19 protein-coding genes are annotated in these 19,943 nt (G+C 71.8%); 11 read left to right on the top strand and 8 right to left on the bottom strand.

What is annotated here, in order from left to right; all coding sequences use genetic code 11:
• Positions 1-19 precede the first annotated feature (19 nt).
• A complete protein-coding gene (locus CXR04_RS16095) occupies positions 20-727 on the bottom strand; it encodes an SDR family oxidoreductase (protein WP_101423016.1) in 708 nt (235 codons plus the stop codon).
• A gap of 221 nt (positions 728-948) precedes the next feature.
• Between CXR04_RS16095 and CXR04_RS16090 the strand changes: the two genes are divergently transcribed.
• From CXR04_RS16090 to CXR04_RS16080, 3 genes are all read left to right on the top strand, one after another.
• Entirely contained in the window at positions 949-2,097 is a 1,149-nt protein-coding gene (locus CXR04_RS16090; RefSeq protein ID WP_101423014.1) for a serine hydrolase domain-containing protein, read from the top strand.
• Between the two features lie 47 nt (positions 2,098-2,144).
• The gene (locus tag CXR04_RS16085) at positions 2,145-3,131 is read left to right on the top strand and encodes a C40 family peptidase (protein ID WP_101423012.1); all 987 of its coding nucleotides are present in this window, start codon (positions 2,145-2,147) and stop codon (positions 3,129-3,131) included.
• A 194-nt stretch (positions 3,132-3,325) separates the two neighbouring features.
• The gene (locus CXR04_RS16080; protein WP_101423010.1) at positions 3,326-4,072 is read left to right on the top strand and encodes a phosphatase PAP2 family protein; all 747 of its coding nucleotides are present in this window, start codon (positions 3,326-3,328) and stop codon (positions 4,070-4,072) included.
• Positions 4,073-4,229: 157 nt separating this feature from the next.
• On the opposite strand, the gene CXR04_RS16075 is transcribed toward CXR04_RS16080, so the two are convergent.
• Together CXR04_RS16075 and CXR04_RS16070 are read right to left on the bottom strand one after the other, a co-directional pair.
• Entirely contained in the window at positions 4,230-5,798 is a 1,569-nt protein-coding gene (locus CXR04_RS16075) for an FAD-binding oxidoreductase (protein ID WP_234380259.1), read from the bottom strand.
• 70 nt (positions 5,799-5,868) lie between these two features.
• Positions 5,869-6,084: a hypothetical protein gene (locus CXR04_RS16070; RefSeq protein ID WP_101423006.1), complete on the bottom strand. Its 216-nt coding sequence runs from the start codon at positions 6,082-6,084 to the stop codon at positions 5,869-5,871.
• 93 nt (positions 6,085-6,177) lie between these two features.
• Between CXR04_RS16070 and CXR04_RS16065 the strand changes: the two genes are divergently transcribed.
• Both CXR04_RS16065 and CXR04_RS16060 read left to right on the top strand, forming a co-directional pair.
• Complete coding sequence (locus CXR04_RS16065) at positions 6,178-7,065, top strand: hypothetical protein (protein ID WP_101423005.1); 888 nt, start codon at positions 6,178-6,180, stop codon at positions 7,063-7,065.
• 159 nt (positions 7,066-7,224) lie between these two features.
• Positions 7,225-7,428, top strand: coding sequence for a hypothetical protein (locus tag CXR04_RS16060; protein ID WP_234380258.1), 204 nt, complete (start codon positions 7,225-7,227; stop codon positions 7,426-7,428).
• 164 nt (positions 7,429-7,592) lie between these two features.
• On the opposite strand, the gene CXR04_RS16055 is transcribed toward CXR04_RS16060, so the two are convergent.
• Entirely contained in the window at positions 7,593-7,928 is a 336-nt protein-coding gene (locus CXR04_RS16055; RefSeq protein WP_101423003.1) for a metal-sensitive transcriptional regulator, read from the bottom strand.
• Between the two features lie 226 nt (positions 7,929-8,154).
• Here CXR04_RS16055 and CXR04_RS16050 point away from each other — a divergent pair, with 226 nt between their 5' ends.
• The gene (locus CXR04_RS16050; RefSeq protein ID WP_101423001.1) at positions 8,155-8,775 is read left to right on the top strand and encodes a DUF47 domain-containing protein; all 621 of its coding nucleotides are present in this window, start codon (positions 8,155-8,157) and stop codon (positions 8,773-8,775) included.
• A 5-nt stretch (positions 8,776-8,780) separates the two neighbouring features.
• A complete protein-coding gene (locus CXR04_RS16045; protein WP_101422999.1) occupies positions 8,781-9,779 on the top strand; it encodes an inorganic phosphate transporter in 999 nt (332 codons plus the stop codon).
• Between the two features lie 46 nt (positions 9,780-9,825).
• On the opposite strand, the gene pstB is transcribed toward CXR04_RS16045, so the two are convergent.
• From pstB to pstS, 4 genes are all read right to left on the bottom strand, one after another.
• Positions 9,826-10,602: a phosphate ABC transporter ATP-binding protein PstB gene (pstB, locus tag CXR04_RS16040; RefSeq protein WP_101422997.1), complete on the bottom strand. Its 777-nt coding sequence runs from the start codon at positions 10,600-10,602 to the stop codon at positions 9,826-9,828.
• A gap of 29 nt (positions 10,603-10,631) precedes the next feature.
• Complete coding sequence (gene pstA / locus CXR04_RS16035; RefSeq protein WP_101422995.1) at positions 10,632-11,696, bottom strand: phosphate ABC transporter permease PstA; 1,065 nt, start codon at positions 11,694-11,696, stop codon at positions 10,632-10,634.
• Positions 11,693-12,694: a phosphate ABC transporter permease subunit PstC gene (gene pstC / locus CXR04_RS16030; protein ID WP_101422993.1), complete on the bottom strand. Its 1,002-nt coding sequence runs from the start codon at positions 12,692-12,694 to the stop codon at positions 11,693-11,695. The genes pstA and pstC overlap by 4 nt, the downstream gene beginning before the upstream one ends.
• Positions 12,695-12,834: 140 nt before the next feature.
• The gene (gene pstS, locus CXR04_RS16025) at positions 12,835-13,968 is read right to left on the bottom strand and encodes a phosphate ABC transporter substrate-binding protein PstS (protein WP_101422991.1); all 1,134 of its coding nucleotides are present in this window, start codon (positions 13,966-13,968) and stop codon (positions 12,835-12,837) included.
• Positions 13,969-14,270: 302 nt separating this feature from the next.
• On the opposite strand from pstS, the gene CXR04_RS16020 reads away from it, so the two are divergent.
• The 4 genes from CXR04_RS16020 to ftsH all read left to right on the top strand — a co-directional run bounded on the left by CXR04_RS16020 (position 14,271) and on the right by ftsH (position 19,901).
• Positions 14,271-15,425 carry a zinc-dependent metalloprotease gene (locus CXR04_RS16020; protein WP_101422989.1) on the top strand — a complete coding sequence of 385 codons (1,155 nt, stop codon included), beginning with the start codon at positions 14,271-14,273 and terminating at the stop codon, positions 15,423-15,425.
• Positions 15,426-15,620: 195 nt separating this feature from the next.
• Entirely contained in the window at positions 15,621-16,793 is a 1,173-nt protein-coding gene (gene tilS / locus CXR04_RS16015; protein ID WP_101422987.1) for a tRNA lysidine(34) synthetase TilS, read from the top strand.
• A gap of 199 nt (positions 16,794-16,992) precedes the next feature.
• Complete coding sequence (gene hpt, locus CXR04_RS16010) at positions 16,993-17,532, top strand: hypoxanthine phosphoribosyltransferase (protein WP_101426402.1); 540 nt, start codon at positions 16,993-16,995, stop codon at positions 17,530-17,532.
• Between the two features lie 302 nt (positions 17,533-17,834).
• The gene (gene ftsH / locus CXR04_RS16005; protein ID WP_101422985.1) at positions 17,835-19,901 is read left to right on the top strand and encodes an ATP-dependent zinc metalloprotease FtsH; all 2,067 of its coding nucleotides are present in this window, start codon (positions 17,835-17,837) and stop codon (positions 19,899-19,901) included.
• Positions 19,902-19,943: the final 42 nt, after the last annotated feature.

The following is a 19,943-nucleotide window of genomic DNA, read 5'->3' as shown; positions in this document are numbered from 1 at the left end:
GGCGGCGCGTCCATGTGCCTTACACGGGCTGGCCGATGGGCCGCATGACGACCGTGTTGACGTCGACGCCCTCCGGCTGGTTCAGCGCCCAGACGATCGACTCGGCGACCTGGTCGGACGTCATCATCTCCATGCCCTCCGGCGCGCCGCCCATGCCGTCCCAGAAGAGCGTGTCGGTGCGGCCGGGGGCGACGAGGGTGACGCCGATGCCGTCGCCGGTCACCATGCGGCGGGTGTTCTCGGCCAGCCCCGTCATCGCCCACTTGGTGATGCCGTAGATGTTGCCCGCGCCGTAGACGAAGCCCGCGACGCTGCCGACGATGACGATCCGGCCGCGGGTCTCGCGCAGCGCCTCCAGCGAGCTGCGGATCAGCAGCGCGGGGCCCAGGACGTTGGTGAGCACCATGTCGCGCCAGCCGGCCGGGTCGCCGGTGCCGAGGTCGTCGTGGCTGGCGAAGCCGGCGTTGGCGACGACCGCGTCGAGCCGGCCGAACGCCGTGAGCGTCGCCTGCACCGCCTCGGCCACCGCCTCGTGGTCGGAGGCGTCGCCCGGCAGGGTCAGCAGCTCCGGCGGGTCGCCGGCGTCCTTGGCGAACCGGCGCAGCCGCTCGGCGCCGCGGCCGGTGACGGCGACGCGGCCGCCGCGGGCGAGGAGTTGGCGGGCCGCGGCGGCGCCGATGCCGCTGCCGCCGCCGGTGACGAGGGTGACGGGCGAGTCGTGGGTCATGGGGTACGGGCCTCCGGGTGCCGGTCTGGTCGGACGCGGCGAGTGCACCACTTGGAGTGTTCTCTATGTCAACACCCCTGGTGAGGGCGGCCGGAGGTGGCCGTACGGCACGGGCGGCGGTGGTGCTGGCGCCACCCCGGGTCCGGCGGTCGGCACCAGTGATCACAGGGCGTACGGGGCCGAAGGTGGAGCCCGCCACACCACGACCCAGGGAGACCGCCGTGAACCGCATCCGTACCCGCACCGCCGCCCGCCGCGCCGGGGCCGCCGCCCTCCTTGCCGCCGTCGTCGCCGGTGCCGCCGCGCCCGTCGCCGCCGCCCACGGCGCCGGGGGCGCCCCCGACCCCGTACAGCGCCGCCTCAACGCCCTCGTCGAGCGCGACGGCGTCCCCGGTGCCCTCGCGTACGACGGCCGCACGACCCGTACCGCCGGCGTCGCCGGCACCGCCACCGGGCGGCCCATGGTCGGTGCCGAGGGCCGCTACCGGATGGCCAGCAACACCAAGGCGTTCACCGCCACCGCCGTCATGCGGCTGGTCGCCGCGGGCGCGGTGCGGCTGGACGCGCCCGCCGCGCGGTACGTGCCGCAGCTCGCCGGCACCGGCGTCACCGTGCGGCACCTGCTCAAGCAGACCAGCGGGCTGCCGGAGTACCTGCAGTACGTCGACTGGAGCCGCGGCGCCACCGAGGAGGAGTACCTCGCGCTCGCCCTCGGCCACCCCGCCGACTTCGAACCGGGCGCCCGCTGGGGTTACTCCAACACCAACTACCTCGCGCTCGGCCTGCTGATCAATCAGGTCACCGGCGAGGACTACCGCACGCACATCGAACGCACCTTCATCGAACCGCTGCACCTGAAGGACACGTACTGGCCCGCGAAGGGCGAGCTGACCATACGCGGCCCGCACGCCCGCAACTACGGCGTCGACCCGACCGACCCCGGGGCCGGCGTCACCGACGTGACCGACCTGCCCGGCTACGAGTTCGGCGCCTCCGGCGGCCTCGTGACCACGCCGAAGGACCAGAACGCCTTCTGGGACGCCCTCTTCGGCGGCAGGCTGCTGCCCGGCTGGGCGCTGCGGGCGATGACCCACGACACCACCGACGTCGGCGGCCAGGACACCTACCCCGAGGGCAGCAGGTACGGCTACGGCGTCGCGTCCTTCCCGCTGAGCTGCGGCGGCGTGTACTGGGGTCACGGCGGCGACCTGCCGGGCGACTCCGTCGCCGGCGGGCGGGCGGACCGGGGGCGCGGGACGGTCACCGTCTACACGACCACGTGGGCCGCCGAGGGCGACCGGCTGGCGGACCTCCAGGGGGCGGCCGACGCGGCGCTGTGCGCGAAGGGCGGTACGGGCAAGGGACGTTGAGCAGGCAACGGGCAGACAGCCGGGGCCCGATGAGGGATGGTTGAGGGGTGCGCAAGCTCTGGCTGTTCGTGGCGCTGGGGTCGGGGATGGTCCTGTCGTTCCTGGCCCTGCTCGTCGTCGGCACGTACACCGCCGCGTCCGGTCTCGCCGGCCGCGGCGTCGGCCTGGCGAAGGGGGCCGTGCCCGCCACGTACCAGCCGCTGGTGCAGGAGTGGGGCAACCTCTGCCCGGCCCTCAACCCCGCCCTGCTCGCCGCGCAGTTATACCAGGAGAGCGGCTGGGACCCCAACGCAGTCAGCCCCGCGGACGCGCGCGGCATCGCGCAGTTCATGCCCGGCACCTGGGCCACCCACGGCATCGACGCCAACGGCGACGGCGAGCGCAACATCAACGACCCCGAGGACGCCATCCCGTCGGCGGCCACCTACGACTGCAAGCTCGCGGGCTACGTCGAGGACGTGCCCGGCGACCCGACCGAGAACATGCTCGCCGCGTACAACGCGGGACCGTACGCCGTCATCAAATACCACGGCGTGCCCCCGTACCGCGAGACGCAGAACTACGTGCAGATCATCCAGGCCCTGGAGGAGAGCTTCGCCGCCCCCACCTCCCGCCTGTCGCCTTCGAAGCAGGCCGCGGGCGCCATCCACTACGCGCAGGACAAGCTCGGCACGCCCTATCTGTGGGGCGGTGACGGCACGCCGGAGGAGGGCGGCCGGTTCGACTGCTCGGGGCTGACCAAGGCGGCGTACGCCTCCGTGGACATCGAGCTGCCGCGGGTGGCGAACGACCAGTGGAACGCCGGGCCGCACCCCAGCAGGGACGAACTGCTGCCCGGGGACCTGGTGTTCTTCGCGTACGACATGAACGACTCGCGCTCCATCCACCACGTCGGCCTGTATGTAGGGGGCGGCTACATGATCGACGCCCCTTACACCGGCGCCGTGATCCGCTTCGATCCGATCGACTCGCCCGACTACTTCGGCGCGACCCGGGTCACGGAGGCCGGCGCCGAGGCGCTGCCGAAGCGCTGACGTGCGACGGGCCGCCGCGCGCGGCGGCCGTACGGGCCGTACGGACGGTCACTCTTCGATAACCTCCCGGTGATCTTTCGGTAGCAGACGGAACGCAGACCGTCGCGGCGCCGTTGCAAAGGGCGAGCGGCACCGTTGCAATAGGGAAGACGGCAGTCGCCGATCAGCGGGAAACGGGTGGGGAGAGGAGCCGAGTGGACATGCGTTCGCTGCACCTTGCGGGGGCACCCCCGAGCGGGTCGAACGCCGACGTTTCCGTGCTGTTCGACATCAACGGCGTTGCGGACTCCACGCCGCCCTGGTTCGACCGCGGGGCGGCGTTCCTCGGCGAGTACGGGCTGATCGGCCTGCTCGGCGTGCTGCTGGTCGTGTGCTGGTGGCGCGCGCGCCGGCGTACGGGCGCGGTGCCGGTCGTGACCGCGCTGCTGTGGGGCCCGCTGGCAGCGGCGCTCGCACTGCTCGCGAACATGCCGATCCGCGCGATCGTGGAGCGCCCGCGGCCGTTCCGGGAGCACGAGGGCCTGGAGGTCCTGCTCCCCGGCACGACCGGGTATTCGTTCGTCAGCGACCACACGTCGGTCGCCATGGCGCTGGCGGTCGGCATCTTCATGGCGAGCAGGCGGTACGGGCTCGCCGCGCTGGCGCTGGCGCTGCTGGAGGCGCTGAGCCGGGTCTACCTGGGCGTCCACTACCCCTCGGACGTCGTCGGCGGCATCGCGCTCGGCACGTCGGTGGCGCTGCTGCTCGCGCCGGCGGCGACGGCCGGGTTGATGCCGCTGGTCAGGCGGGCGCCCGAGTGGCTCGTCGGCGACCCGGAGGCGGCGGACGCCGGCCGGGAACGGGAACCGGCGACGGATCCCGGCGGGGTCCCCACGCCGCGGACGGAGTCGCTGGAGCGCGGCGGAGGCGGCGGCCGGGACGGCGACGAGTTGGCGGCGTAGCCGGTACGGGAGCGGCCCACCGGCGGCTGCGGAGGCCGGGGCCCGGCGCGTACGGAAGCAGTCCCCGCCGGGTGCGCGCGCCAATGCGCCCCCTGAAGTTCTCCGCGGCCGGGCGCTACACCGCGTGACGCCCGGACCGCCTGCCTGCACCGCCCGCCTACACCGCCTGGTCGAAGTCGAACAGCCGCTCCGGGTCGTACCGCTCCTTCACCTTCGCCAGCCGCTCCGCCGCGGAACCGTAGTACGCGCCGCGCCACTTCCGCAGCTCCGGATCCGTGTAGTTCTGGTACGCCGCCCCCGAGGCGTGCTCCCGCATCGCCGCGTGCGTGTCCGCCAGCCACCGCTCGCCGGGACCGCCGTCCTCGCCCTCGTCCCACGACGAGATGTACTGCGCCAGCACCCGCGACCCGCGGTGCACGAACGCCGTGTCCCCCACCGGCACCCGGTTCACCGCCCCGCCCAGCGCGGTGAGGATGAACAGCGCGTCCGCCGACCGCGACGCCTTCTCCGCCCGGTCCAGCAGCGTGCCGATGCCGCCGGCGCCCAGCGGCTCGTCGTAGAAGTCGGAGCGCGCCGCGAACGTGTCGCGCTGCAGGATGCCGCGCGCGTTGCGGCCCGGGACGCCGCCCTGGAGCCGGCACTGCTCGCGGTCGGCCTGGGCGCAGCCCGCGTACGAGCGCATGGCGTGGATGTACGACTGCGGGCCGATGGCGACGTCCTCGGCGGGCCCGGGGCCGCCGGCCTGGTCGGCGAGGAAGTCGACGGCGGTGTGCATGTCGTCCTCGGTGCCCAGCGACATCGCGGCCACGGAGATCGTCGGCTCGCCGCCGCGGGTGTTGCCGAAGTGGACGGCGGACCACAGCTCGTCGGGCTGGTCCGGGCCCCACCCCTGCCAGGTGGTGAGCAGCGCCTCGGCCTTCGACCAGGGCCACACCATGTTCGCGGCGACGACGTCCGAGGCTTCGCGGGTGTCGTAGCGCAGTTCGGTGACGATCCCGAAGTTGCCGCCGCCGGCGCCGCGCAGCGCCCAGAACAGGTCCTTGTTCTCGTCCGCCGAGCACTCGACGGTCTTGCCGTCGGCGGTGACGACGGTGGCGCCGCGGAGGTGGTCGCAGGTGAGCCCGTACGCGCGCGAGACGACCCCGTGGCCGCCGCCGAGGGTGAGGCCGGCCATGCCGACCGTCGCGCAGGAGCCGGCGGGTATGGTCCGGCCGCGGACGGCGAGGACCTCGTAGACGTCGATGGTGCGCGCCCCGGCGCCGACGGTGGCGGTGCCGGAGTCGGCGTCGATGCCGGAGAGTGCGGAGACGTCGACGACGAGGCGGCCGTTGCCGCTGGAGAAGCCGGCGTAGGAGTGGCCGCCGCTGCGGACGGCGACGGGGACGCCGGCGGCGCGGGCGAAGCGCAGGCACTCGGCGGCGTCGTCGGCGTGGTCGACGTACGCGACGGCGGCGGGGCGCAGGTCGTCGAAGCGGGTGTTGTACTGCTGGGCGGCGACGCGGTAGTCGTCGTGCCCGGGGAGGACGAGGCGGCCGGCGAGTGACTCCGCGAGCGCGGGCCAGTCCGGCGGTCCGGTGGCCGCGCCGCTGCCGGAACCGGAGTGGGAGCCGCCGGGCTTGGGGTCGGGCTTTCCGCCGTCGTCGTCGCCCGAGCAGCCGGCGACGCCGGCGGCGCCCACGCCTGCGGCGGTGGCGAGGGCGGTACGGAGCACTGTGCGCCTGTCCATCGGGACAGCACAGCGCATCGTGTCCACCCTTCGCTACCCCCAAGTAGCAAAGCCTCGCGCTACGGACCTCTCAGCCGAGGCCGTCCGGGCGGTGGTCCGCGGCATCCGTACGGGCGCGGGAGCGGGCGCGGCGGGCCGGTCCCGTCCAGCCGCAGGTGCAGCGGGCGAAGGCGAACGCGCCCTGCTCGGCGGTCGACGTGCGGTGCGCGCCGCCGCCGTACGGGCCGTCGGAACCCGCGCCGCCCTGGGGGTCACCCGGCCCGTCGCCGGGTCCGTCGCTGAGCACGCGGTCACGGTACCGCGGTGGGGCAGACCGTGACGGTGCCCCCTCCACATCGTTAAGCGAACCGGAGAAAACACCGGCCGGGGGTAGCGAGAGATGGCGGCGGAGCAGCGGCGGACCGAAGGCACCGGCACCACGCCCGCACGCCCCGGTGCCGCCGCCAAGGCCCGGCCCGCAGCCGTGGTCGCGCTCCTCGGCGCCCTCGCCGCCGCGGCCCTGTCCGCCACCGCCGGCTGCTCCGAGCGCGGCGCCGCGGCCGACGAACACCCGGGCGGCGACCCGCTCACCGCCGTGCAGCGCGCCGCCGACGCGCTGGCCGGCGCGGGCAGTTCCCGCGCGCGTACGGCGATGGAGATGATCAGCGGCGGCACCCGCGTCACCGTCAGCGGCGACGGTGCCTTCGACTACGCGGGCCGGCGCGGCCTGCTGCGCGTGGTGATGCCGCAGGGGGAGGAGGAGCCGATCACCGAGCTGTACGCGGTCGGCGAGCTGTACATGAAGAACCGCGGCGCCGGCGTCCCCGCCGACAAGTGGCTCCGGCTCGACACGACCCGGCTCTCCGACGGCAACCTCGTCACCAACGGCGCCACCGACCCGCTGACCGCCGCGGAACTGCTGCGCGGCGCCAGCGAGGTGCGGTACGTGGGCGAGGAGCGCGTCGGCGACAGCGTCGTACGGCACTACGAGGGCACGGCCGACCTCGGCCGCGCCGCCCGCGCGGCGTCCCCGTACGCGCGCGGGGCGCTGACCGCCGCGGCCGAGGGGTTCGTCCAGGACGCGGTGGTCTTCGACGTGTATCTGGACGAGGACGGCCGGCCGCGCCGGGTGCGGCACGAGTTCGCGCTGTCCGGGGACTCACCGGTGCGGGTGGCGTCGACCGTCGAAACCTACGACTTCGGGGCACCGGCCGAGGTGGCGTTGCCCGCGGATCGTGACATCTATGCCGGAACGGTTCGCCAGAGCGGCCAACAGCCCGCGTCCTAGCGGGAGTTGATTCCGGTCGTTTGCGCGGGGGCGTCGGGATTCGCCCGGGAAGGCCGGGGCCGTAAATGGTCCAGACGTGTCATGCGCGGACTGTGCCGTCCTACCTACTCTGAGCGGTGAGCCCGGCTGCCGGCGGGTGTGCATGGGGAAGTGGGGTGATTGCACGTGGGTCGGGGGTCGGCTGTACAGGACCATGTGGCTCTCGCCGAAATCGAGTTGTGCGGTGAATTGATCATCGCGGCGACGAGCGCACCGGAAGAGCGGCTGAGCGACGACCGCATCGACGAGGTGCTGAGGGTGGAAGCCGAGCGGCGCGGCTCCGAGCTGGAGCGCAGGCGCGGCCGGCAGGAGATCACGCCGTAGCGACCGGGCACGTGGCGCGGGAGCGCGCGGCGGGGCGGCGCTCGGGGCACGGAGCGCAGGACACGTAGCGAAGGGCACGGAGCGCAGGGTGTGCGCGGCCCGGCGGGCCGCGGGCGCTGCGCGCGGCCCGTACGCGCGCAGCAGCGGCGGCCGGCCGCCCGGCGTTACGCCCGCAGCATCCGGGCGATCGCGGCGGTGGCCTCCTCGACCTTCGCGTCGATCTCGTCCCCGCCCCGGGCGGCGGCGTCGGCGACGCAGTGCCGCAGGTGCTCCTCCAGAAGCTGGAGGGCGAAGGACTGCAGCGCCTTCGTGCTCGCGGAGACCTGCGTGAGTATGTCGATGCAGTAGACGTCTTCCTCGACCATCCGCTGCAGCCCGCGGACCTGGCCCTCGATCCGGCGGAGTCGTTTGAGGTGGGCCTCTTTGTCCTTGCTGTACCCGTGCGGGCCGGCGCCCGGCGCCGTCTCGGCGGCGGTCGTCGTTGCCGTGGTGTCGGTCACGTGCCCGTCCTTCCGTTTCCCATCCCTCGATCCGCCCGGCGCGTATCGCTGTGTGCGTACCACCGTATGCGAACCGTGCGCGATATACCCTTAGGGGGTATATGATACCGCCTTCGTGGCATTCTGTCCTGCGGCTGTTCCGCAGAGCCGGTTCGCTCCCCAGGTGCGGCTCGCCTAGCATCATCAGGACCTATTCGCCGATATTCGCAGCACTGAGGATCATCACGTGCGATTTCGTCTGACCCCCAGGGAGACGAGCTTCTACGATATGTTCGCCGCCTCGGCCGACAACATCGTGACGGGCTCGAAGCTCCTGATGGAACTGCTCGGGGCGGATTCCTCCGCCCGGGCCGAGATCGCCGAGCGGATGCGCGCTGCGGAACACGCCGGCGACGACGCCACCCACGCCATCCTGCACCAGCTCAACGCCTCGTTCATCACGCCCTTCGACCGCGAGGACATCTACCGCCTCGCCAGCTCGCTGGACGACATCATGGACTTCATGGAGGAGGCCGTCGACCTCGTCGTCCTCTACCAGATCGAGGAGCTGCCGCGGGGCGTGGAGCAGCAGATCGAGGTGCTCGCGCGGGCCGCGGAGCTGACCGCGGAGGCGATGCCCAACCTCCGTACGCTCAACCACCTGCCGGAGTTCTGGATCGAGGTCAACCGGCTGGAGAACCAGGCCGACCAGATCCACCGCAAGCTTCTCGCGCACCTCTTCAACGGCAAGTACGACGCCATCGAGGTGCTCAAGCTCAAGCAGATCGTCGATGTACTGGAAGAGGCCGCCGACGCCTTCGAGAAGGTCGCGAACACCGTGGAAACGATCGCGGTCAAGGAGTCCTGAGCCCGGTGGACACCTTCGCGCTTGTCGTCACGATCGGGGTTGCGCTCTTCTTCACGTACACCAACGGCTTCCACGACTCCGCCAACGCGATCGCGACCTCCGTCTCCACCCGCGCCCTGACGCCGCGCGCCGCGCTGCTGATGGCCGCGGTGATGAACTTCGCCGGCGCCTTCCTCGGCAGCGGCGTCGCCAAGACGGTGAGCGAAGGGCTGATCGAGACCCCGCACGGGTCGCACGGGATGTGGATCCTGTTCGCCGCCCTGGTCGGGGCGATCACGTGGAACATGATCACGTGGTATTTCGGGCTGCCGTCGTCGTCCTCGCACGCGCTCTTCGGCGGCATGGTCGGCGCGGCGCTGGCGGCGTCGTCGAAGGTGTTCTGGTCCGGGGTGCTGGAGAAGGTCGTCATCCCGATGTTCATCTCGCCGATCGTCGGCCTGTGCGTCGGCTATCTGGTGATGTGCGCGATCCTGTGGATGTTCCGCCGCTCCACCCCGCGCCGCGCGCAGCGCGGCTTCCGGGTGGCGCAGACCGTGTCGGCGGCGGCGATGGCGCTGGGACACGGGCTGCAGGACGCGCAGAAGACGATGGGCATCGTCGTGCTGGCGCTGGTCATCGCGGACGTGGAGGACGAGGGCGACGCCATCCCGTGGTGGGTGAAGGTGATGTGCGCGCTGATGCTCTCGCTCGGTACGTACGCGGGCGGCTGGCGCATCATGCGGACGCTGGGGCGGCGGATCATCGACCTCCAGCCGCCGCAGGGGTTCGCCGCCGAGACGACGGCGGCGGGGATCATGTACTCCGCGTCGTTCATGTTCAACGCGCCGATCTCGACGACGCACGTGATCACTTCGGCGATCATGGGCGCCGGCGCGACGAAGCGGGTCAAGGCCGTGCGCTGGGGGGTGGCGAAGAACATCGTGATGGGGTGGTTCGTCACGATGCCGGCTGCGGCGGGGGTGGCGGCGGCGGTGTACTGGCTGGTGCACCTGGCCTTCGAGTAGCGCTGAAGCGTTTCTGCGCGACCTCCGTGCCCCGCGGGCTCGGTCCTCAGCCGAAGCGGCCCGAGATGTAGTCCTCCGTCGCCTTCTTCTCGGGGTTGGAGAAGATCTTGTCGGTGTCGCCCACCTCGATGAGCCGGCCGGGCTGCCCGACCTCCGACAGGTTGAAGAACGCGGTACGGTCCGACACGCGCGCCGCCTGCTGCATGTTGTGCGTGACGATGACGATCGTGAACCGCTCCTTCAGGTCGGCCATCAGGTCCTCGATGGCCAGCGTGGAGACCGGGTCGAGGGCCGAGCAGGGTTCGTCCATGAGGAGCACCTGCGGTTCGACGGCGATGGCGCGGGCGATGCACAGGCGCTGCTGCTGGCCGCCGGAGAGGCCGGAGCCGGGGCGGTTGAGGCGGTCCTTGACCTCGTTCCACAGGTTCGCGCCGCGCAGGGACTTCTCCACCACGTCGTCGAGTTCGGACTTCTTGTACCGGGCGTTGAGCTTCAGGCCCGCGGCCACGTTCTCGTACACGCTCATCGTCGGGAACGGGTTGGGCCGCTGGAAGACCATGCCCACCACCCGGCGCACCCCGACCGGGTCGACGCCCGGTCCGTACAGGTCGTCGCCGTCGAGGCGCACCTCGCCCTCGACGCGGGCGCCCGGGGTGACCTCGTGCATGCGGTTGATGGTGCGCAGGAAGGTGGACTTGCCGCAGCCGGACGGGCCGATGAAGGCGGTCACGGACTTGGGCTCGACGGACAGTGAGATGCCGTCGATCGCCTTGAAGTCGCCGTAGTAGGCGGTCAGGTCGCCGATGTCGATGCGTTTGGCCATGGGACTGGAATCTCTTTCGTACGTGGCCGTCAGCGGCCGGTCTTCGGAGCCTTGAAACGGGCGATGAGGCGGGCGAACAGGTTGAGGAGCATGACGAAGATGATGAGCACCAGGGCGGCGGCCCAGGCGCGGTCGTAGGAGGCGCTGTTGCCGTTGGCCCACTGCTCGTAGATGTAGAGCGGGAGCGACGCCTGGGCGCCCTTGAGGGGGTCGGAGTTGATGGCGGGGTTGCCGAAGACGAGCAGCAACAGAGGAGCCGTCTCGCCGGTGATACGGGCCACGGCGAGCATCACGCCGGTGGTGATGCCGCCGAGGGAGGTGGGCAGGACGACCTGCAGGATCGTCTTCCACTTCGGTACGCCCAGGGCGTACGACGCCTCGCGCAGCTCGTTCGGCACGAGCTTCAGCATCTCCTCGGTGGAGCGCACGACGATCGGCATCATCAGGATGGCCAGTGCGAAGGAGCCGGCGAGGCCGGAGTAGCCGAAGCCCAGCCCCATGATCCAGACGCTGAGGATGAACAGGCCGGCGACGATCGACGGGATGCCGGTCATGACGTCGACGAAGAAGGTGACCGCCTTCGCCAGCCGCCCGCCCCCGTACTCCACGAGATACACGGCCGTCAGCAGCCCGATCGGAGTGGCGATCACGGTGGCCAGCGCGACCTGCTGGATGGTGCCGAGGAGGGCGTGGTAGATGCCCCCGCCGGGCGCGATGGCGACGACGCCGTTCATGGAGTGCGTCAGGAAGTAGCCGTCGAGGACCTTGACGCCCTGCCGTACGGTCTCCCAGACCAGTGACGCCAGCGGGATGACGGCCAGCAGGAAGGCGCCCCACACGAGCGACGTGGCCAGCCGGTCCCTCGCCTTGCGGGTGCCCTCCGTACGCGCCGAGACGCCGTACAGCCCGGCCACGAAGAGCAGCGCGGCGATCAGCCCCCACTGCACCCGGCTGTCCAGCCCCGCGCCCAGCCCGACCGCCACTCCCGCCGCCACCGCGGCGGCCGCGACGGCCACCGGCGCCCAGCGGGGCAGGCGCGGCTGGTGGATGGCGAAGGCGTCGGTCCGGTCCATGACGCTCCCGGGCGCGCTCATGCGTTCGCTCCCGAGTACTCCTTGCGGCGCGCGATGATCAGCCGGGCGGCGCCGTTGACCAGCAGCGTGATGACGAACAGCACCAGACCGGAGGCGATCAGCGCGTCCCGCCCGAACTCCCCGGCCTCCTTGAACGCCGAGGCGATGTTCTGCGCGAACGTCCCGCCCCCGGGCTCCAGGATCTTCGCCGACAGCAGCGCCGACGGCGACAGCACGGTGGCCACCGCCATCGTCTCGCCCAGCGCCCGCCCGAGGCCCAGCATCGAGGCCGAGATGACGCCGGAGCGCCCGAAGGGGAGCACCGACATCCGGATGAGCTCCCAGCGCGTGGCACCCAGCGCCAGCGCCGCCTCCTGGTGCGTCTGCGGCGACTGCCGGAAGACCTCGCGGCTGACGTTGGTGATGATCGGCAGGATCATGATCGCCAGCAGGATGCCGGCGGTCATCAGGGAGCGCGGGGCGCTGCCGTCGAAGGAGAAGACGACGGTCCAGCCCAGGAGGTCGTCCAGCCACTCGTACGGGCCGATGAGGTGCGGCACCAGGAACAGGGCGCCCCACAGGCCGTAGACGATCGAGGGGATGGCGGCCAGCAGGTCGATGACGTACGCGAGGGGCGCGGCCACCCTGCGCGGCGCGTAGTGGGTGACGAACAGCGCGATGCCCACCGCGATCGGCACGGCGATGACCATCGCGATGACCGACGAGACGAGCGTGCCGAAGGCCAGCACCGCGATGCCGAAGACCGGCGGGTCGGCGTTGGCGTCCCACTGGAAGGTGGTGAGGAAGTTGCCCTCGTTCTGGGCGAGGGCCAGCGAGGCGCGATACGCGAGGAAGGCCGCGATCGCGCCCATGATCACCAGCAGGGTGATCCCCGAGCCCTTCGACAGGCCGGCGAAGACGCGGTCGCCGAGGCGGGTCGCGCTCTTGCGGCGGCCCTTCTCCCGCGGCGCCTCCGGCGGTGGCGGGGCGTGGGTGCGTATGTCGGTGTCGGTACTCACGGGCGGCCTCCCCTCGGGGTGGGGCGACGGCGCGGGGGTGGGCGCCGTGAGCCCCGGCGGCGGCGGACCGGCTGCGGGACCCGCGCCCTCCGGGCCCCCGCTCAGGTCTGCGCGGGGGCTGCGGGGGTCCGGGTCGGTGGTCAGGAGAGTGACTCCACTGTCGTACGGACCTTCCCGACGACCTCCGCGGGCAGCGGGGCGTAGCCGAGCTGGCTCAGCTTCGACTGGCCGGCGTCACTCGCGGTGAAGCCGAGGAAGGACTTGACCTTGCCGAGGTTGTCCTTGTGGTTGCCCTGGTCGCAGGCGATCTCGTAGGTGAGGAGGGTCAGCGGGTAGGCGCCCTCGGTGTCGGTGGTGAAGTCGAGCTGCATCGCCAGGTCCTTGCCGGAACCGGTGACCTTCGCGGCGGCGATGGCCTTGGAGGCGTTCTGGCTGGTGGCCTCGACGGGCTCCGTGGCGCCGGTGTCGAGCTTGACGGTGTTGATGCCGCTCGCGGTGGCGAAGGACAGCTCGAAGTACGAGATGGCGCCGTCGGTCTGCTTCACCTGCGAGGAGACGCCGGAGGAGCCGTCCGCGGCCTGGCCGCCCTGGACGGGCCACTTCTTGCCGGGCTGGTGCGGCCAGGTGTTCTTGGCGGCGGCGGCGAGGTACTGGGTGAAGTTGTCGGTGGTGCCGGACTCGTCCGAGCGGTGCACCGGCTGGATCTTGGTGTCCGGCAGGTCCGCGTCGGGGTTGAGTTCGGCGATGGCCGGGTCGTTCCAGTTGGTGATCGCGCCGGAGAAGATCCGGGCGAGGACGTCCGCGTTCAGGATGAGGTCGTCCACGCCCTTGACGTTGTAGCCGATGGCGATGGGGCCGCCGAGCATCGGGATGTTGACGGCCTCACCGTTCTTGCAGACCTTCTTCGACGCCTGCACCTCCTCGGGCTTCAGCACCGAGTCGGAACCGGCGAAGCCGGTCTTGCCCTGGAGGAACTCCTGGATGCCGGCGCCCGAGCCGGTGGCCTTGTAGTTGACGGTGATGTCCGGGCAGACGCCCTGGAAGTCGCTGACCCACTGGTCCATGGCGTTCTTCTGCGCCGAGGAGCCCGACGCCAGCAGCTCGCCGGAGCCGGCGCACTTCACGTCGTCGGCCGCGGCCTGGGCGCCGCCACCGGTCGAGCCGGAGCCGCCGGTGTTGTCGTCCGACCCGCAGGCGCCGAGGACGAGGGCGCCGGCGAGGGCGAGGGCGCCGGCGGCCGCGGCGCGCAGCCGGGTGGTGCGGGGAAGCTTCACGGTGGGGGTCCTTTGCGGTTCATGCGGACTGGAGACAGACCTCTCCCTCAGATATGCGCGTTCCCGTCCGTCTCGCCTGCGCTGTTCACCTTTCTCCGCCGAATTTAGGCAAAACAGGTGAATCGCTCTGCTGTCCGAAGTGAACGAGAAGTGAATCCCCTCCCTCGTTCGGGCGGCCGCCCCGCCGCCCCCGCCCGCGCCCCCTCCCCGCCCGGCCCGGCGCGTCCCCTACGGGCCCTCCCGTAGCCGGTTCCGGGGGCTGCGCGCTCCCGCTCGGCCGCGTGGGCACGTACGGTGAAGAGATGACGAGCATCGGTGGTGCGGAGATGGTCGACTGGAATCTCGCGGTTGCGACCGCGACCCGGCTCGTGCGGCCGGGCCCCGAGGTGAGCCAGGACGAGGCGCGCGCCATCGTCGGCGAGCTGCGGGCGCACGCCCGGTCGGCCGAGGAGCACGTGCGCGAGTTCTCCCGGATGTATCCCGAGGGCGCCGACCCGCGGCACGACACCCCGATCCTCGTGGTCGACCGCCCCGGCTGGATCAAGGCGAACGTCGCGGGCTTCCGCGCCGTCCTCGCGCCGCTGCTGGAGAAGATGGACAAGCGCCGCTCCGGCCTCCCCGGCGGGGCCGTCCTGGGCGCCGTGGGCGGCAAGATCACCGGCGTCGAGCTGGGGATGCTGCTGTCGTTCCTGTCCTCCCGCGTCCTCGGCCAGTACGAGACCTTCGCCCCCGCCACCCGCGACCTGCCCGGCGGCCCCGCCGCCCACGCCGGCTCCGGCAGCGGCGGCGCCGGCCAGGGCCGGCTGCTGCTCATCGCGCCGAACATCGTCCACGTCGAGCGCGAACTGGAGGTCTCCCCGCACGACTTCCGGCTGTGGGTCTGCATCCACGAGGAGACCCACCGCACCCAGTTCACCGCCGTGCCCTGGCTGCGCGACCATCTCCAGGGCGAGATCCAGTCGTTCCTGGGCGAGACCGAGATCGACCCGGCCACCCTGCTGGACCGCGTGCGGGAGGCGCTGCAGAGCCTCAGCGGCAGCCGGGAGGAGGGCGGCGAGGAGCGCAGCATCGTCGAGGTCGTCCAGACCCCGGCGCAGCGGGAGATCCTGGGCCGGCTGACCGCGGTGATGTCCCTGCTGGAGGGGCACGCCGACTACGTGATGGACGGCGTGGGACCGCAGGTCGTGCCGTCGGTCTCGGAGATCCGGGAGAAGTTCACCAAGCGCCGCCAGGCCGGCGCGGGCCGGCTGGACCAGGCGCTGCGCAAGCTGCTGGGCCTGGACGCCAAGCTCCGCCAGTACCGCGACGGCGAGCGCTTCGTGCGGCACGTCGTCGAGCAGGTCGGTATGGACGGCTTCAACCGGGTGTGGACCTCGCCGAACACGCTGCCCACCAAGTCGGAGATCGCCAAACCGGCGGACTGGATCGCGCGGGTGCACAGCCGCGCCGAGAGCTGACGACTGCTCCCGGCGGTTCCCATGGCGGCGATATTCGCGCGACTTTCACCCGTCCGAGGGAGCGAACCCGGCGTTGCTCGCGTGCAATGCTCGGTTGGCCGCTCTCCTCTGTCACCATCGACACACTTACAGTGACGGTCGCGGAGGTGAGCCCGAGCGAGCTCTTCCGCCGCCAGCGAAAGTGAAGTGAAAGCCATGGGTCCCCATCCAGCGGTCGCCGCGATACGTCTGGCCGTACGCCACGTCCTGCACGACGTGCTCACGGAGTACGCGACGGCGCACGTACCCCCCACCCCCGCGGCCTCCCCGGCCGCCCCCCAGGCGTCTCCCGCCGCCCCCACGGCCTCCCCGGCCGAGGTCCCCGCACCGGTCTCGCGCGCCCGCTTCGCGGGCACCCCCCGCCCGGCCGCCCCCACTGCCCCCGCAGCCGCCCCGCTGATCCTCGTCGCCTGCTCGGGCGGCGCCGACTCCATGGCGCTGGCCTCCGCGCTCTCCTTCGAAGCCCCCCGCCAGGGCGCCCGCGCCGGCGGCATCACCATCGACCACGGCCTCCAGGACGGCTCCGACCTGCGCGCGCAGGAAGTCGTCGGCCGGCTGCGCGCCCTCGGCCTGGACCCCGTCGAATCCGTGCGCGTCGACGTCGGCCGCGGCGGCGGCCCCGAGGCCGCCGCCCGCGACGCCCGCTACGCGGCGCTGGACGAGGCCGCGCAGCGCCTGGGCGCCGCCGCCGTACTCCTCGGCCACACCCGAGACGACCAGGCCGAAACGGTGCTGCTGGCGCTCGCCCGCGGCTCCGGCGTGCGCTCCCTGTCCGGCATGGCCGCGACCTCCGGGCCCGACGGCCGGTACCGCCGCCCGTTCCTCCAGATCGACCGCCAGGTCGCCCGCAAGGCGTGCATGGTCCAGTCGCTGCCCGTCTGGGACGACCCGCACAACGTCGATCCCGCCTACACCCGCTCGCGCGTCCGCCACGAAGCGCTGCCCGTGCTGGAGAAGGCGCTGGGCCGCGGCGTCGTCGCCTCCCTGGCCCGTACCGCCAGGCTCTCCCGGGACGACGCCGACGCCCTCGACGCCTGGGCCGCCGACGCCGAGCGGGGCGTACGGGACGCGGACGGCGGCCTCGACGTCCCCGGGCTGTACGCGCTGCCGCCCGCCGTGCGGCGCCGCGTCCTGCGCCGCGCCGCCCTGGCGGCCGGCTCCCCGGCCGGGTCCCTCTTCAGCCGGCACATCGAGGAGATGGACAAGCTCATCACCGGCTGGCGCGGGCAGAGCGCCCTCAACCTCCCCGGGCGGGTGTCCGCCCGCCGCGAACAGGGCCGGCTGGTCGTCCGGCGGGAGGACCGCCGGGAGGACTTCCGGGCGGACTGAGGGCCCGTACGCCGCGGATCCCGCCGGTGCGCAGGCCGGCCGGCGGGACCGTACGGGCGTGACAGGCGTTGGCCGCGGGTGGGGACGTGCGGAAAACGTGTCCTACGCGCTCCTGACCGGCGGGAGAACGGATGGCAGACTGTCCGTTCGGCAGAGGTCGTCGAACGAGCGAGAGTGACCCCGGGTGGATGTGAAGGACATGGGCGCGGACCTTGAGAAAGTGCTCATCACCAAGGAAGAGATCGACGCCAAGCTCGCCGGGATGGCCGCGAAGATCGACGCGGAGTACGCCGGCAAGGACCTCCTGATCGTCGGGGTGCTCAAGGGCGCCGTGATGGTCATGGCGGACCTCGCCCGGACCCTCTCCACGCCGGTCACGATGGACTGGATGGCCGTGTCCTCGTACGGCGCGGGCACCCAGTCCTCCGGTGTCGTACGGATCCTCAAGGATCTGGACACCGATATCCAGGACCGGCACGTGATGATCGTCGAGGACATCATCGACTCCGGCCTCACGCTCTCCTGGCTGCTCTCCAACCTCGGCTCCCGGCAGCCGGCCTCGCTGCGGGTCTTCACCCTGCTGCGCAAGCCGGAGGCGGCGAAAGTGCCCATCGACGTGGACTGGGTCGGCTTCGACATTCCCAACGAGTTCGTCGTCGGCTACGGCCTCGACTACGCGGAGAAGTACCGGAACCTGCCCTTCGTCGGGACCCTCGCACCGCACGTGTACGGTGGCTGACGCAGTCCGCGGCTCCGCGTGCGCGGACTGAGCGGACTTCCCGCCGCCGCCCCCCGGGTGGCCGGACGCGGGCCGGCGGGTCCCTGCCCGGGGAACACCGGGGGGTTTCCCGCCGTTGGAGCATGGGAAAGCCGGTTTGTTAGCCGTCCCCGGCGGGGACGGGTGACAATTCTGGGGTACCGTCCGAACGACAGTCGTTTCAGTTTGGACCCATAACAGGCATACGCACGGCCACGGGCTCGCTCAGGAGCCAGCCGTGCCTCACTGGGCAGGAGGGACGGGGCGTACGCCGCCCCGTGTGGATGGACGTGAAGCGCTACTTCCGTGGGCCGGTCATGTGGATCGTGCTGGCCGTCCTCGCCGTGGTCCTGTTGATGCAACTGGTCGGCTCCTCCGAGGGCTACAAGTCCGTTGACACCGCCAAGGTCGTCGCCGCGATCCAGAATGACGACGTCAGCTCCGCGGAGCTGACCACCGGCAACAGCGAGACCGTCAAGGTCCAGCTCAAAGACGGCAAGAAGATCGACGGCAGCGACAAGGTCCAGGCCAACTACATCGACAACCAGGGTGTCGGCCTGGCCGACACCCTGCAGAAGAAGTTCGACGGCGGGCACATCCCCGACGGGTACTCGGTCAAGCCGACCAAGGACAACCCGTTCGTCAGCATCCTGCTGTCCCTGCTGCCGTTCGTCCTGATCGTGCTCGTCTTCCTCTTCCTGATGAACCAGATGCAGGGCGGCGGCTCCCGGGTCATGAACTTCGGGAAGTCCAAGGCCAAGCTCATCACGAAGGACACCCCGAAGACGACCTTCTCCGACGTGGCCGGGGCCGACGAGGCCGTGGAGGAGCTCCACGAGATCAAGGAGTTCCTGCAGGAGCCCGCGAAGTTCCAGGCCGTCGGCGCCAAGATCCCCAAGGGCGTGCTGCTCTACGGCCCGCCCGGCACCGGCAAGACCCTGCTGGCCCGCGCCGTCGCCGGCGAGGCGAGCGTGCCGTTCTACTCCATCTCCGGCTCCGACTTCGTCGAGATGTTCGTCGGCGTCGGCGCCTCCCGCGTCCGCGACCTGTTCGAGCAGGCCAAGGCGAACGCTCCGGCGATCGTCTTCGTCGACGAGATCGACGCGGTCGGCCGCCACCGCGGCGCCGGCATGGGCGGCGGCCACGACGAGCGCGAGCAGACGCTGAACCAGCTCCTGGTCGAGATGGACGGCTTCGACGTCAAGGGCGGCGTCATCCTCATCGCGGCCACCAACCGGCCCGACATCCTCGACCCCGCGCTGCTGCGCCCCGGCCGGTTCGACCGGCAGATCGGCGTGGAGAGCCCCGACATGCAGGGCCGGCTGGAGATCCTCAAGGTCCATCAGAAGGGCAAGCCCGTCGCCCCGGACGTGGACCTGTCCGCCGTCGCCCGACGCACCCCCGGCTTCACCGGCGCCGACCTCAGCAACGTGCTGAACGAGGCCGCGCTGCTCACCGCGCGCAGCAACCGGAAGCTGATCGACAACGAGATGCTGGACGAGGCCATCGACCGCGTGGTCGCCGGCCCGCAGAAGCGCTCGCGCATCATGTCGGAGAAGGAGAAGAAGATCACCGCGTACCACGAGGGCGGGCACGCCCTGGTCGCGGCGGCCTCTCCCAGCGGCGACCCGGTGCACAAGGTGACGATCCTCTCCCGTGGCCGCGCCCTCGGTTACACGATGGTGCTGCCCGACGAGGACAAGTACTCCACCACGCGCAACGAGATGCTGGACCAGCTCGCGTACATGATGGGCGGCCGCGCGGCCGAGGAACTGGTCTTCCACGACCCGACGACCGGCGCCGCCAACGACATCGAGAAGGCCACCGGGCTCGCCCGCAAGATGGTCACGCAGTACGGCATGACCGAGCGGCTGGGCGCGATCAAGTTCGGCTCCGACCAGTCCGAGCCCTTCCTGGGCCGGGAGCTCTCGCACCAGCGCGACTACTCCGAGGAGGTCGCCGCGCTGGTCGACGAGGAGGTCAAGAAGCTGATCGAGACCGCGCACAACGAGGCGTGGGAGATGCTCGTCGAGAACCGCGACGTGCTCGACAACCTGGTGCTGGAGCTGCTGGAGAAGGAGACCCTGGGCAAGGAGGAGATCGCCGAGATCTTCCGCCCCCTGGTCAAGCGCCCGCTGCGGCCGGCGTGGACCGGTTCCTCGCGGCGTACGCCCTCCACCCGGCCGCCGGTCACCTCCCCGCGGGAGACGAACGGCTCCGGCCCGAGGATGCTCGACAAGGCCGAGACGCCGCCCGCCGGCGGCGGCCTGCCGGGTGGCCTCCAGGGCGGCACGCTGCCGGGCGAGGGCCCGCAGCACCAGCCGTCGCCCACCGAGGGCGGTCAGCCGTAGCGGATACCGCTGGAATGTGTGCAGCGCCCCCGAGGTTCTAGC

Origin of the sequence: Streptomyces sp. CMB-StM0423 (assembly GCF_002847285.1) — a bacterium.
In the GTDB taxonomy this organism is placed as follows: Bacteria; Actinomycetota; Actinomycetes; order Streptomycetales; family Streptomycetaceae; genus Streptomyces.
Note: the sequence above shows the minus strand (reverse complement) of the source record. Positions and strands in the feature narration are given on the sequence as shown.

Bases quoted from the DNA above. Each gene is read 5' to 3' on its own strand.
- CXR04_RS16095 (WP_101423016.1), bottom strand. From the start codon at position 727: ATGACCCACGACTCGCCCGTCACCCTCGTCACCGGCGGCGGCAGCGGC.
- CXR04_RS16075 (WP_234380259.1), bottom strand. From the start codon at position 5,798: ATGGACAGGCGCACAGTGCTCCGTACCGCCCTCGCCACCGCCGCAGGC.
- CXR04_RS16065 (WP_101423005.1), top strand. From the start codon at position 6,178: ATGGCGGCGGAGCAGCGGCGGACCGAAGGCACCGGCACCACGCCCGCA.
- pstB (WP_101422997.1), bottom strand. From the start codon at position 10,602: ATGGCCAAACGCATCGACATCGGCGACCTGACCGCCTACTACGGCGAC.
- pstA (WP_101422995.1), bottom strand. From the start codon at position 11,696: ATGAGCGCGCCCGGGAGCGTCATGGACCGGACCGACGCCTTCGCCATC.
- CXR04_RS16020 (WP_101422989.1), top strand. From the start codon at position 14,271: ATGACGAGCATCGGTGGTGCGGAGATGGTCGACTGGAATCTCGCGGTT.
- tilS (WP_101422987.1), top strand. From the start codon at position 15,621: ATGGGTCCCCATCCAGCGGTCGCCGCGATACGTCTGGCCGTACGCCAC.
- hpt (WP_101426402.1), top strand. From the start codon at position 16,993: ATGGGCGCGGACCTTGAGAAAGTGCTCATCACCAAGGAAGAGATCGAC.
- ftsH (WP_101422985.1), top strand. From the start codon at position 17,835: ATGGACGTGAAGCGCTACTTCCGTGGGCCGGTCATGTGGATCGTGCTG.